Annotated in this window: 10 protein-coding genes; 3 read left to right on the plus strand and 7 right to left on the minus strand. The window is 62.8% G+C overall.

Features of this window, described 5'->3' with window-relative positions; all coding sequences use genetic code 11:
- Positions 1-214 precede the first annotated feature (214 nt).
- Positions 215-5,053, plus strand: coding sequence for a carbohydrate binding domain-containing protein (locus ACSEXS_RS14315; protein ID WP_438433912.1), 4,839 nt, complete (start codon positions 215-217; stop codon positions 5,051-5,053).
- A gap of 176 nt (positions 5,054-5,229) precedes the next feature.
- Here the strand turns inward: ACSEXS_RS14315 and ACSEXS_RS14320 are convergent, their stop codons facing one another.
- Both ACSEXS_RS14320 and ACSEXS_RS14325 read right to left on the minus strand, forming a co-directional pair.
- The gene (locus tag ACSEXS_RS14320; protein ID WP_438433913.1) at positions 5,230-6,204 is read right to left on the minus strand and encodes a DUF4850 domain-containing protein; all 975 of its coding nucleotides are present in this window, start codon (positions 6,202-6,204) and stop codon (positions 5,230-5,232) included.
- A gap of 101 nt (positions 6,205-6,305) precedes the next feature.
- On the minus strand, positions 6,306-8,492 hold the full coding sequence (locus tag ACSEXS_RS14325; protein ID WP_438433914.1) for a YhgE/Pip domain-containing protein: 2,187 nt from the start codon (positions 8,490-8,492) through the stop codon (positions 6,306-6,308).
- 224 nt (positions 8,493-8,716) lie between these two features.
- On the opposite strand from ACSEXS_RS14325, the gene ACSEXS_RS14330 reads away from it, so the two are divergent.
- Both ACSEXS_RS14330 and ACSEXS_RS14335 read left to right on the plus strand, forming a co-directional pair.
- Positions 8,717-9,694, plus strand: coding sequence for an aldo/keto reductase (locus ACSEXS_RS14330; RefSeq protein ID WP_438433915.1), 978 nt, complete (start codon positions 8,717-8,719; stop codon positions 9,692-9,694).
- 230 nt (positions 9,695-9,924) lie between these two features.
- Entirely contained in the window at positions 9,925-10,566 is a 642-nt protein-coding gene (locus ACSEXS_RS14335) for a LuxR C-terminal-related transcriptional regulator (protein WP_438433916.1), read from the plus strand.
- 65 nt (positions 10,567-10,631) lie between these two features.
- On the opposite strand, the gene lepB is transcribed toward ACSEXS_RS14335, so the two are convergent.
- The 5 genes from lepB to ACSEXS_RS14360 all read right to left on the minus strand — a co-directional run bounded on the left by lepB (position 10,632) and on the right by ACSEXS_RS14360 (position 14,542).
- Positions 10,632-11,228, minus strand: coding sequence for a signal peptidase I (gene lepB / locus ACSEXS_RS14340; RefSeq protein ID WP_438433917.1), 597 nt, complete (start codon positions 11,226-11,228; stop codon positions 10,632-10,634).
- Positions 11,225-11,776, minus strand: coding sequence for a hypothetical protein (locus ACSEXS_RS14345; RefSeq protein WP_438433918.1), 552 nt, complete (start codon positions 11,774-11,776; stop codon positions 11,225-11,227). Before ACSEXS_RS14345 ends, lepB begins: the two co-directional genes overlap by 4 nt.
- A gap of 91 nt (positions 11,777-11,867) precedes the next feature.
- The gene (locus ACSEXS_RS14350; RefSeq protein WP_438433919.1) at positions 11,868-12,638 is read right to left on the minus strand and encodes a hypothetical protein; all 771 of its coding nucleotides are present in this window, start codon (positions 12,636-12,638) and stop codon (positions 11,868-11,870) included.
- 55 nt (positions 12,639-12,693) lie between these two features.
- The gene (locus ACSEXS_RS14355; RefSeq protein WP_438433920.1) at positions 12,694-13,170 is read right to left on the minus strand and encodes a hypothetical protein; all 477 of its coding nucleotides are present in this window, start codon (positions 13,168-13,170) and stop codon (positions 12,694-12,696) included.
- Positions 13,171-13,522: 352 nt separating this feature from the next.
- On the minus strand, positions 13,523-14,542 hold the full coding sequence (locus tag ACSEXS_RS14360) for a LacI family DNA-binding transcriptional regulator (RefSeq protein WP_438433921.1): 1,020 nt from the start codon (positions 14,540-14,542) through the stop codon (positions 13,523-13,525).
- Positions 14,543-14,591: the final 49 nt, after the last annotated feature.

Here is a 14,591-nt window from a genome sequence, read left to right on the forward strand (position 1 = left end):
CTTGATCCCTACGCACGTCGAAGACAGGCCGCTTTTGGCGGAGCCTGTCTTCTTTTATGCGTTCCAATGAAAGCGATTGCAAAAATCCGAAAAAATCATCCCTGTTCCAAAAAAAGGGGCCTAGCCGAGGGGGAAGAGCCCTGATAGACTCTTAAGCGAAACCGCTTTCGCTTTATTGATAGGATTGTGCCCAATTCAAAGGAGGTTGACAGCTTTGCCAAAACGCATCGTTCCTCTGCTCCTCACTTTGCTTCTTCTCGTCTCGCCGCTCACGCCGGTTCCGGCGGCTGCGGCTGCGGCCGGTGAGGCGGCCGGCGGACATTATGTAGCCGCGGCCATCGCTAAGTGGCAGCAAGCCGGACTGCTCAAGGGCTATCCGGACGGAAGCCTGAGGCCGGATCAAGCGCTCAGCCGGGCGGAGTTTGCCGTCCTGCTGGAGCGGCTCTTCGGCTACCCGACGAACGGAACAACCGCTTACCCGGACGTTCCGGCGGCGGCATGGTATGCCGCCGAGCTGGCCGGTCTTCGCACCGCCGGGTTGCTCCAAGGCTATCCGGACGGCACCTTCCGTCCGAATCAGAACGTCACCCGCCAGGAGGCGGTCGCCGTTCTGTACAAGGCCTTCCAGCTTGGCGGCGGCTCTTCGCACCCGGCAGAATCCGCCAAGACCGCGTATTCGGATGACGCGGCCATTCAGGGCTACGCCCGCGCCGCCGTGCTGGAATTTGACCGGCTCGGCTATGTGAAGGGCAGCGGCGGCCGCTTTCAGCCGAACGGCGCTCTGACGCGCGGCCAATTCGCCGTCATTCTGGACCGGATGGCCGACAGGTTGGTTCAGGCCAGCGCGGCCGCAACTGGAAGCGCTGCCAACAGCGTCGTCGTCAACCGGGATGATGCCAACTTGAAGAATATGTCGATTCAGGGCAACCTCTACCTCGCGCCCGGCATCGGCGAGGGAACCGTCACCCTGGAGAAGGTGAGCGTGAAGGGCAAGACCTTCGTCAACGGCGGCGGCGAGCACAGCGTGCGGCTGACCGACTCCACCCTCGGCGAGACGGTGGTGAACAAGGAGGGCGGCAGGGTTCGCGTCGTTGCCTCCGGCACGACGACGGTCGCCGCCGCCACCGTCCGCTCCGGCGCGGTGCTGGTCAGCGAGAACGTAAAGGGAATCGCCTTCCCCCGCGTCGCGATCGCGGATGACGCCGTCGTCCAACTGACCGGCGCCTTCGGCGAGGTCACCGTCGGAGACGGCGCGGCGGTCACCCTGACCGGCAGCGCCCAGAGCCTTAAGGTCACCGGCGCCTCGGCTACCATCAACGGGGAGAAGAAGGAGCAGGGCTATGCCGCGGCGGTCACGCCCAGGCCGACGGCCACGGCCGCTGCGACGCCTCCGCCCGCTTCCACGCCGACGGCGACGCCTACCTCGTCGGCTACCGTTACCCCGACGCCGACCTCTACGCCGACGTCTTCGGACACGGCCACCCCGACGCCTACCTCGTCGGCTACGGCTACCCCCTCGGCTTCGCCGACCTCCACGCCCGTCGACAAATGGACACTGGCTTGGAGCGACGAATTCGACGGCAACCAGGTGGATGCGTCGAAGTGGGGCTTCCAGGAAGGGACCGGCTCGCAATACGGCCTGACCGACTGGGGGAACAACGAGAAGGAATACTACCGCCAGGAGAATGCCAAGGTAGAGGACGGCAAGCTGATCATCACCGCCAAGAACGAGGCTTACGAGGGCAAGCCGTATACGTCCTCGCGCCTTTATACCGAGCAGACGTTTTCCCAAACCTACGGCCGCTTTGAAGCGAGAATGAAGCTTCCGGTCGGCCAAGGGCTGTGGCCCGCGTTCTGGATGATGCCGAAGAACAGCCCGTATGGGGGTTGGGCTTCATCCGGCGAGCTGGACATCATGGAGGCGCGCGGACAGAGTCCGCAGGAGGTTCAGGGCACCATCCATTACGGCCAGCCCTGGCCGAACAACAAATCGGCGGGAGGGGCCTATGCCTTCCCCGAGGGCGAATCCATCGCCGATTTCCACACCTACGCCGTCGAATGGGAGCCGAACGCCATTCGCTGGTACGTGGACGATCAGCTCTTCTCCACGCAGACCAACTGGTACAGCATCGGCGACGGGCAGCCGGCCAAGTACGCTTTCCCGGCACCGTTCGACCAGCCGTTCTATCTGATCCTGAACCTCGCCGTCGGCGGCAACTACGTGTCCAACCTGCTGCCCTCGGATGATGAGCTTCCGGCCCAGATGGAAGTCGATTACGTCCGCGTCTATCGGTCGGAGAGCGGCTATCCCGCTGCGGTCGAGCCCGTCGTCTCCGCGGAGCCGCTTCCGGAGAATGCGAAGCTGCCGACGGAGGACGGCAACTACCTCTATGACGCCGATTACGCCAAGGGCTTCCAGAAGGTGACGTCCCTTCCCGATCCGCTGGTCACTTACGACGTCACCGACCCGGAACGTTGGAATCTGGTGACCATGTCGGAATTCGGCGGCAAGGCCGAGGTGGAGAAGGTCGATCTGGACGGCAAGCCGTTCGCCAAGGTGTCGATCGACAATCCCGGCTCGGCAACCTACGCCATTCAGCTGATTCAGAACTTCACGGCCGCGAAGGGCCGCTATTACAAGCTGACCTTCGATGCCAAGTCGTCGGCCTCCCGCAGTATGGCCTTCAAGGTAGGCGGCGGGCCAAGCCGAGGCTACTCCGACTACTACAGCGGCTCCGTACCGCTGAAAAACGAGCTGCAATCGTACGAATACACCTTCCAAATGCTGCCCGACACCGACCGCCTCGCCCGTCTGGAGCTGAGCATGGGGCTGAACGCCAATCCGGTCTGGATCGGCAACGTGCGGATCGAGGAGACGACGCCGGTCGACCCGTATAAGGAGCAGGAGCCGAAGACGCCGCTGAAGGACGGCAATCTGCTCTATAACGGCTCGTTCGATCTGGGACGAATCGACCGGATGACCTACTGGACCTTTGAATCGGCCGTGGTTGGAGCAATCGCTTCGGTGGACCCGGTTGTGCGCGAATTTGCGGCATCGATTCCCGAGGGGGCGTCCCGGGCGGAAGACGCCGTTCTGGTTCAGCCGGGACTGAGGCTCGCCGGCAAGGGAGACTATCGGCTGACTTTCCGCGGGAAAGCCTCCGCGCCGAGGGAGCTGCAAGTCCGGCTTACCGATGCGAGCGGCGGGACGGTCTACGCGGAAGCGCCGGTGGCGCTGACTACGGCCATGGCGGAGCATCAAGTCGAGCTGAAGCTGCCTCAGGGAGCCGCCGCCGGCGGAAGCCTGCGCCTGCTCCTCGGCGGAGCGGCCGGAACGCTCACGCTGGACGATCTGAAGCTGATCAACGTCAGCATGCCGGCGGAATGGACGGAGATCGGCGACAGCCTGTTGGCAAATGGCACGTTCGATCACGATCTGGGCGGCTGGACGGTATACAACCATGCCTCAAGCGGTCAGTCCGGATCGGCCGAATTCTCTGTGGCGGACGGACTGGCGAAGGCCAAGGTGACGGACGGCGGCCAGGCATGGTGGAATATTCAGTTTTACCAGGACCTCGATGCGGTGAAGGCAGGGATGTACCGGCTGCATTTCGACCTCGGCTCCAGCGTCGACCGCAAGGTGCGGGTAGAGCTGCAAGGGCGGAACGGAACGTCGAGCCTGCCGCTCCAAACCTTTGAGTTGGGGACCGAGCTGAAGTCGTTCGATTGGCAGGTTCAGGTTCCGGCGGGCGATTATCGTCTGATCTTTGGCTACGGGCAGGATTCGGCCGACGCGGCCCTGACGATTCCGCATACCGTGACGCTCGATAACGTTCGCTTCACTCCACTGGGCCCGAATCTGCTGACGGATGGCAGCTTTACCGGCACAACGGCACTCGGAAGCTCCGAGACGGACCCGCTGCCTTGGAAAATCCACAACCAAGGCAACTATGAGCAATGGGCGGGGCTGGCCGATGTTCAGGTGGCAAATGGGGTGCTGGAAGCCCAAATCAAGCAGGTGGGATGGCAATGGTGGCATATTCAGCTGTATCAGAACGGACTCGACCTGCCGAAGGGCTATTACCTCGTCCAGTTTGACCTAAAATCGGAAGTGGCTCGCCCGGTCTATGCGCAGCTCTCTGCGAGCGACCAGGTTCAAACGGCCATTCAAACCGTCGAAGCGGGAACGGAATGGAAAACCTATCGGACTTATCTCGAGGTAAGCACAGAGGGCACCTATAAATTCCTACTGGGACTCGGACGCGATCCGAATACCGATTCCCGAACCGATCCTTATACGCTCTGGATCGACAATGTCCGGCTGGCGCAGGTTCCCGAGCTTCCCATCACGCTGCTTACCCCCCCGGCGCTTTCCGCGAATGCCGCGCAGGCGGTAGCGGGAACCGACATCGGACTGGATTACGCCCAGGACGAAGCCTGGAAGGCGGCCGTATCGGCGGTCTATGTCGATGGTTCGGTGACGGACGCCGTCTATTTCGAGAACGGCAAGCTGGTGTTGAAAAAGGAAAACTTCACCGGGTCCGGCACATACGAGATCAAAGTTACGGCGAACGGCTACAAGGACGCGGCCTATAAGCTCCTTCTGAACGAGGCGGACGGCAATCTTATCCGCAACGGACAGCTGACGCGGGCCTCCAAAGACTGGGAGTTTTGGTCGGAGTGGAAGGAATTGGCCGCCATCTCTTACGGATCGGCCGGGGCGCAGCTCGCTCTGACCGGATTGGGGAATGAGTCATGGTCGGTTCAGCTCAAGCAAACGGGAATTCCCCTCGCTCCCGGTAAAACCTACCGGCTCTCTTTCAAAGCGGCTTCCTCGGTAGACCGCCCGATCCTGGTCGAGTACGCGGCAGGGAAGGCCATCGGGCAAACGTTTAGTTTGAAGGCGGGTGAGGAGCAGACCTTCACCGCAACCTTTACCGCGGAGACGGCGGCAGGCCAGCTCAACTTCCTGATGGGCAAGGTGGAAGGAAGTCCGGTCGGAAGCCAGGCTATTTACATCCGGGATGTCGTCTTGCAGGAGGCGCTTGATTAAAGGATCACTTCCGATGAAACGGCATGATCGTTTTGCCACCAAGGTAGCCTTTCGCCAACAGGGCAGGCTCCTCTAAGCGCAGGTTTCGCTTGGGGGACCTCCCCGAGAAGCAACAAAAAGACGCTTCCGATGTCCACTTTCCAGGGGAAGTGGCGTTGGAAGCGTCTTTCGGTTTGTCAAGACTCAGGCGAGGCCGGGTTCTGGGAGACGAAGAAATGGAGGATCGCCGACGCCTCATCATGCCGCGAACCCGGAAGCCCCGCCTCCAGCAAGCGGAAGCCCGCATCGTCCGCATCCAGCTTCGCCCAGGCGACGCCGTTGATTTCGCGTCCGGGGCCGGGCGCTTTGAGGCTGTACGAGACGAGGCGGTCTCCAAGTTGGGCCCGCTTGAGAAAGGCGGGCGATTGGCCGGGCGGAAAGCCCTGCTTCTCGGCCCAATCGCTCAGTCCGGGAAAGTAGGCGCCTGCCTCGCTGATCGCACAGCCGACACAGCCGCCGGTGTCGTAGTAGCGAACGTATTGATCCGGATCGGACGGGTCCTCCATCCGGATGGCGCTGGACCCGTTCGCGCCGACGGCCGCATCGCGGGCCACCCAGCCATCGGGGGCGAGAATCAGGAGACCCCGGGCGGGCTCGGGACCGCCGTAGCTCAGCCAGTAGCCCGCCAGCTTGCCGACAGTGGCGGGAAGGGCATACCCGGACACGCGCAGCGGCGAAGGCGGCGCGGAGTCGGGGTTCGGCTGATCCAAGCCGTAGCTTCCGCGCACACAATACAGCGGCAGGGAAGCGGAGGCTCCGTCCTTTTCCAGCGCGACCTCTCCACAGGAGCGAAGAGGAGCGCCGGAAGGAGACGCCGCTCCCGCAACCGGGGAAGCGGAAGCGGCCTGGCCAGGCGTGGCCGAGGCTCCCGGAGAGGACGTGGCGCCAGCCTCTGCCGGAGAGGGGGCTGCCGAAGCGGAACCTTCGGTAGTCGGAACGACCCCGGCCGAAGCCGTCGGAGAAACCGCAGCCCCGGCCCCTTCGTCCGGCTGATCCGATTGGACGGCGGTGGGATAAGCGGTGCCGATGGCGGCGGGCTTGGCGGAAGTCGAGCAGCCGGCGGCAAGCAGGAGAACAAGAACGAGCGGCAGCAATCGTAAGGGGAGCTTCATGAGGGGGACCGATCCTTCCTGAACGCGTTTTTGGGTATTTAACCCAATAGACGGAGGCCGAAGCGGAGAAGTTCCACTTCCACAACGTTCGCTCGCTCCAGTTAATGGATCAGCTTGCTGCGTTTGACCGAGCGGACGAACCCGGCGGAGGCCCGGTTGATCGGTTTCTTCAGGGCGAGGCCCAGGATCAGCGTAATCCCGGCGTAGCCCGCCATCCACAGGAGATCGCGCCAGACCAGATCCCAGAGGATGCCGCCGACCGCCTCCCGCATCATGCTGATCCCGTAGGTAAAGGGCAGGAACGGATAGATCGCCTGGAAGAACGGCGGCGTCACCTGAATCGGGAAGGTCCCGCCCGAGCCGGCAAGCTGCAGAACGAGCAGGACGATGGCGATCGCTTTGCCGACATTGCCGAACACCGACACCAGGGTATAAACAATCAACATGAAGACGGCGCTCAGCAGCAGGCCGAACAGCACGAACCACAGGCGGTTCAGCACATAGGCCTTCAACAGGAAAATGTCGCCCAGCGTGACAAACAAGGCCTGAAACAGCGCAACCTGCAGGAAGATGGCGTAGCGGCCGAAATAAACCTCGAAGGCGCGGCAGCCGCCCGGGCAGTCCTTGACCTCGACGGAGAGCAGGGACACGAGCAGAAGGGCCCCGACCCAGAGCGACAGGGTGGTAAAAAACGGCGACATCGCCGACCCGTAATTGGGAATCGGGTACAGCTTGTTCTCGACGAGCGAGACGGGATGCGCGAAGAACTCGCTCTTCTTCTCGAAGTTATTCACCAGGAGGTCGATGATCGTCTGGATGTCGCCCTTCTCCTCGAACGCGCGGATGCGGTCGGCGACCGAGCGCAGCTTGGCTTCCGCGCCCGGCAGATCCTGGCGCACGGCGGTCAGCTCCTTCGTGCCGAAGGCGACGCCGGACGCCGCGTCCGCCAACAGCTTGCGGACATCCGGCAGCGCCGCCACGGCCTGGTCAAGCAGCTGCCGGGTTTCCGCCGCCATCCGGTCGGCCCGGTCGAAGGCGGCGCTCACCTTCGGCACGAGCACGCTGTCGTAGCGGTCCGCCAAATCGCGGCTGACCTTGACCGCCTCGTCGGCGATGGCCGCCAGCTTGTCGCGGACCTCGGCTTTGACGGCTTCGCCCGCTTTGCGGCTCTCCTGGATCGTCCGCACGAGCGCGGCTCCGTCCCGCAGCCTGGCGCTCAGGCGGTCCAGCGCGGCCTGCTCGGTCCCGAACCCCCCGCCGCCTCCGGCGGAGGAGCCGGCGGTGCTGAAGCGGGCGAGCCCGCCCAGCCAATCGCGAACGCCTCCCGCCAGGGCGGCGGCGTTGTCCAGCCGCCCGGCGGCCGCCGTGAGCGCCGCGTCGATCCGTTCCTTCGCTTCGTCCGACGGCGCCTGCGCTTCGGCCGCGAGCAGCCCGGCCAGATTCCTCGCCGCCTCGGCCGCTTGGGCTGCCTCTTCGAGATCCTGGCCGATATAGGGGCTCGCCGCCGCCAGCACCTGCCGGCTGCGGTCGAGCACCTTGGCCGCGTCGGCGGCGAACGCCTGCCCGCCGGTCAGCACATCCTCGGCCAGGGGCAGCGCCTGCCGGGCCGTGCCGACGACCCGGTCCGCCCGATTCAGGTCGTCGCCCGCCGTATTCACGGCGTCGTCGAGCTCGGGCAGCATGGCCTCCAGCCGGAAGACGAGGTCCCGCGTCTTCTCGATCACGGGAAGCTCCCGCGTCAGCTCGACGCCGAGCGCGTTGAACGCCTGGAACAGCGTCTCGCTGGCCGTCTTGACGAAGGTCGCGCTGACGGTTTCCACCACGCTGCTCGCTCCCTTGGAGGTGATCTTGGGAGCGACGGCGTTGATCTTTTCATTGACGTAGTAGAGAATCTCCGCTTTTACAGGGTCCTTGGTCAGCACGGAGGCGATGTCGCGGGAGAATTCCGGCGGAATGATCAGGCAGGCATAGGCGTCTCCGTGGCGGACGGCGGACAGGGCTTTCGCTTCCGTGGTGAAGATCCAGCCGATGCTCGTATTTTCTTTGAGCGAAGCGACAATCTCATCGCCCAGCTTCACCGGCTGATCCAGCACCGTGGAGCCCTCGTCTTGATTTACCACCGCGACCTGAATCCCCTTGGTGTTGCCGTAGGGGTCCCAGGAGGCTTCGATGTTGAACCAGGCATAGAGCGAAGGCAAGAGCGCCAGCCCGATGAGCACGACAATGGCGGCGGGGCTGCTGGCCAAATTTTTCAAGTCGTTGCGATAGATGGCGAAAATGCGGCGCATGCGGACCTCCCGGATGGTAAGGCGTACGCTTCATTTTTCCATAATCGGCCGATTTCCATGCGGGGGGCATGGAGGGGAACGGCAAGGGCGGTCGGTGGCGAGGGCGGATGCGGGTTTGTTACAATAGGAGAAGGAAAAAGCGCCATTCGTGATAGCGATTACAAGCATGACGGCTTCCCGGTACGGTGAGCCGCAAACGATTCAGCACAGGGAGGAATCGCAGGATGAAGGTTATGCCGTTGCAAAGTCGGGGAATCTCGGACAGCCGGTTGGTGCTCGGATGCATGGGACTGGCCACCAACTGGGACTGGAGCCCGGTGACGAACGAGGACCGCAAGCGGGCCGCCGGGGCGGTGGAAGCGGCGCTGGCCGCCGGAATCACGATGTTCGACCATGCGGATATTTATTGCCGGACCAAGTCGGAGGAGGTCTTCGGGGAATGGCTGGCCGAGCATCCCGGTACCCGCGAGCGGATCGTGCTTCAGTCCAAATGCGGGATTATCCTGGAAGAAGAAGGGACGCCGGGCCATTTCAACTTTTCCCGCCGGCATATCCTGGACTCGGTGGAGGGCACTCTGAAGCGGCTGCGCACCGACTACCTGGACGTGCTGCTCCTGCATCGCCCCGACCCGCTTCTGGAGCCGGATGAAATTGCGGAAGCCTTTACGGAGCTGTCGAGCGCGGGCAAGGTGCGCCATTTCGGCGTGTCCAACATGGGAACGGCCCAGATGCGGTTCATTCAGCGCGCGATCTCGCAGCCGCTTGTCGTCAACCAACTGCAGATGGGGCTCGGGCATCTCGATTTCGTCAACCAGGACGTTTGGGTTAACCAGCAAAAGGGGCTTGGGGTCCATTTCGGCGAAGGCATCGTGGAATACTGCCGGACGGAGGGCGTTCAGCTCCAGGCCTGGGGGCCGCTGGAGCAGGGCAAATACAGCGGCAAGCCGATCGAGCCGGGCGACGAAGCGGCCGAGCGGACCGTGCGGCTGGTGAACGGGCTGGCGGAGCGGTTCGGGACGACCCCGGACGCCGTCGTGCTGGGCTGGCTGATGCGCCACCCGGCGATGATCCAGCCCGTGATCGGCAGCGCCAACCCGAAGCGGATCGAAGCGTGCCAAGGCGCGGCGCAGGTGTCCGAACAGCTGACTCGCGAGGATTGGTACCGGCTTTACCTCAGCGCCCGCGGAGACCGGGTGTCCTGAGGCATCGAAAGCTTTTGCAGCGGAGACGCCAAAAAGGCTTCGGACGGACGGCGGCGGATTGCCGCTTCCAAACGAAACCGGGCAGAGAAAAAACGATCGATAGGTCATTGCTGGAATGTGGAAACATCGGTATACTTTGTTAGTAGGTCCTTGTTCATCGTTCCTTTGGAGGAGAGTCTCCCGATAAGGAAAAACAAGGTCCCATTGAACAGAGAGGAGCGCCCCGAATCATGCCGGTTCGCGTCATTGTCGTGGATCCCTATCAGTTGGTCCGCCGCGGAATTACCTCCATCCTGTCGGGAGAATCCGACATCGAGGTATGCGGAGAATCCGCAGACCGCAATGAAACCTTGGCTCTCATCGGCAGTGAACGGCCCGATGTCTGCATCATGAACAACCGGATCAATCAGGAGAGCGGGCTCGATGTCATCGGCCAGTTGAAGAAGGCCGGTGCGGAATGCCGGTTTGTCTACCTGACCTCCTCCATGAAGCCGTTCGAGCTTCAGCAGGCGCTGCAGCTCGGCGTGGAAGGCGTCGTGCTGAAGGAAGCGCTGCCCGAGGAATTGATCTTCGCCGTCCGCATGATCGGCAGGGGCCGCAAATACTACGATTTCGAGATGCTCGAGGCGCGGCTCTTGGACCGCCAGCCCGAGAATGAGCACCAACTGACTCCGAAGGAGCAGGAAGTGCTGGAAATGCTAAGTTTGGGCTTGACCAACAAGGAGATCGCATCCCGGCTCTTTGTGACCGAATATACGGTCAAGAAGCACGTCAGCCAGATATTGGGCAAGCTCAATCTCTCCGACCGGACCAAGGCGGCGCTGTATTTCCATTCCCAGCAGCAAGCTTCTTCCGCAGGAGCCCTCTTGTAGGAGCTTGTGCCGCAAGTCCACAGAAAATTTCCTCGCCACACCCAGCCCCGGCCATCGCGCCGGGGCTATTTGTCCGTGGGAAGAGGATGGGCGATCGAGCCCCAGGGAAAGAGGCTCCATACGGCATAGCCCCGAATCTCCCGAAGCGGCACCCAGCCGAGCTCGGGGCTCCGGCTGTCGAGGCTCTCGCCGGGAGTTCGGTTGTCCCCCAGTACGAAGACGAAGCCGTCCGGCACCGTCTGCTCCGGCAGGTCTTCCGGCTCGCCCATCACGGAAATTTCCGCGAGCGGCGTTCCGTCGACATATACGGCTCCGTTCGCAATGGCGACCCGTTCGCCGGGCAGCCCGACGATACGCTTGACGATATCGTAGCCGAGCGCTCCGCTGTGAATGACCGCGACATCGCCAGTCTTCGGCGAGCGGTAATAGCGGGCGGCCTTGTTGACGAACAGGAAGTCGCGGCTGTGCAAGGACGGCTCCATGGAATGGCCGGAAACCCGGCTGAAGCCGATCACGTGGGTGATGAGAAACACGGCGATCCCGAGCGCGACGAGGAAGCGAACCCAGCCCCAGAGCTCGGCTTTGCCGCTGCGGGCGGCCGGCTCGGGGCCGGCCGATACGGGCGCCGGGCCATCCGTCTCATGACGTACCAGGTCCGTCATGGGCGCGGTTCTCCCGCTTCGCCATAGACGGCTTCCCCGACCGTCGAGGGCTCAGCCGCTGCCGCAGGGGCTTCGTACGTCAGCACCGGCGGCGCATAGCTGTCGCCCAGCCGGTCCATGGCGGACTCGGCGCTTTGGACGATCTGATTCAGCTTGTCGGCGATCTGCTGCCGGTCGGCATCCGTCACGAAGGTCTTGCCGGCCACCAGCTCGTCGACATGCGCCTGCAGCGCCTGCCGGGCGGCTGCCTTCTGCTGTTCCGCAAACTCGGCGAGCGCCTTTTCCTCGCTTTGCAGCTTGTCGGACAAGCGCTGTTGCAGCTCGGCCTTCTGCTTCTCGGTCTCCGTTTGCAGCGAGCTCTGCAAGCCGGCTACCGCGGCTTGGCCTTTGGACGTCGCCCAGGCGTCGACCTTGCCGAACAGGTCGACGTCGGCGTACGAGACTCCGACCGACAGGGCTGCTGCGGCGCCGAGGCATAGGACGCTGACGGCGAGCCGTTTCGCCCGCTTCGAAGGGGTCGACGATTCAAGCTTGCGGGATGATCTCATGGCGGAAGTCCTCCTTGGTTCGGATCGCAGGTGGGGGAAAAGCCGGAGGCCCAGGCGGCCTCCGGCAGGAATGTCCCGGCGAGCGTTCGATTTACTTGTTGATGCCGGCTGCGAGCGCGTCGAGGGCGTTCAGGGCGTCCTGGGTACCGGCTGCGGCGGCGTCGTTGACCTTGGCGTTCTGGGCCGCGACTTGGTCGGCGGCGTATTGGGCGATGGCCGCTTCCAGCTCGGCGATCTTGGCGTCGATGTGATCGCGGATCGCTTTATCCGATTCGGCGGATTTTTGAGCGATCAGGGTCTTGATGGCATCCTTGGCATCGGCGATGTTCTTGGCCAGGTCCTCGGTGGAGGATTTCTTGTAAGCGGCGGTATTCTTCTTCACTTCGAACAGGCTGGCGGCTCCTTGGAAGTCGGTTGCCGTCTTGATGATGAGCTGGTCGGCGGTGAGGGTGGCGGCGGCCGTCTTGTCAACCTGGGCGTTGATTCCGTTCGTATACGCCGCGAAGTCGTTCGGGACCTTCACCAGGAGGGAGGACTTGGCGTCGCTCAGTTGGCTGTTGTAGGTGTTCTTGGCCTGGTTGATCGTCAGCAAGGCGTTCTTGCTCTGATCGGCTGCGTTATCCGAGATGCTCGTCTTGGAATCGACGGCGAGAGCGGCAACCTTGACGCCGTGATCGACAACCTTGGGTGCGTAATCGGCGGTAAGCTTGGCGCTCATCTTGGCGGTCGTGCTGTTGAACGTTCCGACGTACCAGGCCTTGAACTGTGCGCCTGCATCGGTGGCGGCGAAGACGGAGCCGGTTCCGGCGATCAGGGTGGTGGCGATAACACCTGCGGCGATTTTCGTTTTCAGAGCTTTCATGAACGATCTCTCCTTTTTTATGGGTGAATTTTGAATAACGGGAATTCGGTGATGCTTACGGAGCTTCGGCGGTCCTGGCGTCGAGCAATTCCCCGAGCGCCTGTTCCAGGTCTTGATCGAATTCGGCCTTTCGTTCTTCGGTGAAGCGTGCGAAGAGGCGGTCGGCTTCTCCCGGGAGGTTGCGGGTTCCGCTCCATTTCAGGCGGGCCTTCTGCAGCTGTGCTTCGTATCCGGCTTCGCGGCTCTCGATGGCAAGCTTGGCTTGCCGGCCGCTGGCCCAACCGGTTGCTTTGACGGCTCCTTCCGCGAGCGGGAGGACGACAGCGTTCCGGTAGAAAGCGACGGCAGCTTGTCCGCCGGCGAGGCGGGCATCGGCCTTCGTTCGGAGGGCCTCCGACGCGTCAAGGGTCTGCTTGGCGTACCAGTCCAGCATTCGGTCGAAGGCGGAGGTGTCGGCAAGTGCGGTGTGCGCTCCGAACGCGAGGGTGGCGGTCATGGCGAGTCCGCAGAGGCGGCGTTTGGTCTTGTTCAATCCCCATCGCTCCCTTCCGGCGAATGCTGCCGGGATTCGAATCGCTTGTTCTCAGTATAGAACGGAGGCATGGACCTTGCTTCCCCCGTAAGTGTACTATTTCGTTCTCTATAGAGAACAATCTTGGCTTCTTCCAAAGGCAACTGCACCGCTCGAAAGAACCGAACCGGCAGGCGGAGCGGGGGATCAAAAAGGCTCTGCCAAGAGGGGGTGAAAAACCGAAAGAGGGGGATGAAGGTAGACGAAAGAGGGAGATTGGGCGCAAAAAACCCGGTTTCCGCGCAGGAAACCGGGTGAGCCGAGTAAAGGCAGACTTAGGGGCGAGGGGAGAAGCGGCGATCAGGGGCGGCGATCAGGGACGGTTTGCCGCTCCGCAGGATTGCCGGACGATCAGTTCGGGCTTGACCTGGACGGCGGGCAAGCCGCCTTGGCGGTTGATGAGATCGAACAGCAGGAGCGCCGCGAGCTTGCCGATCGTTTCCTTGTCCTGGCGGATCGTGGTGAGCGCCGGCCGGATATAGCGGCTCGCCTCGATGTCGTCGCAGCCGACGAGCGCGATGTCCTCGGGAATGCGCAGGCCGCTCTCCCCGAGAGCGCGGTGCGCGCCGAAGGCCAGCTCGTCCGAGGCTGCCCAGACGGCGCGGGGCCGCGGGCCGCCGCTGTCCAACAAACGCCGCATGGCGGCATAACCGGCTTCCTCATAGAAGCTGCCGGCGTGGATGAACCAGTCCTCCCGGACAGCGAAGCCGCGCTTCGCCAGCGCTTGGCGGAAGCCGGTCTCCCGGTCCCGGGACATCTCCGAGGTTTCGGTGCTCCCCAGGTAGCCGAATTCCCGGTAGCCGAGACCGGCTAGGTGGTTCGCCACCAGCTCGGCCATGACGAAGTTGTCCGAGTTGATATGGGCGGAATTCGGTCCGGTCAGGGTCAGGTCGACGCCGACGCAGGGGATCTCGCTCTCATCGAGCTCGCGGATCGCCGGTTCCAGCTCTTCGCCGGAAAGGAGAATGCAGCCGTCCACGTGAAAGTGGCGGCAGCGGGCCGGATAGTCGCCCCGGCCCTGAAATTTCTCATTGGAGAAGAACAATAGATCGTAGCCAAGGATGCCCATCTGCTTCTTGAAGGCGTTTACCACCTCGATGAAAAAGGGGTGGGTCATGTCGATATTCAGCTTTCCGGCGAAGATGACGCCGATCAGATGGGAGGTCTTGGTTGCCAATGTCTTGGCCGAGTTCGAGGGAATGTAGCCCGTCTCGGCCATGATCTTGCGGACGCGTTCCTTCGTATCCTCGGAGATTTCCGGATAATCGTTGATAATCTTGGAGACCGTCGACACGGAGACGCCGGCCAGCTGGGCGATTTTCTTGATATTCACGGCTCGTTCCTCGTTTCGCCCGCGTCCGCGCCGAGGAAGGAGGAATGGC

This window comes from Gorillibacterium terrae, assembly GCF_051594785.1.
Classification (GTDB): domain Bacteria; phylum Bacillota; class Bacilli; order Paenibacillales; family NBRC-103111; genus Gorillibacterium.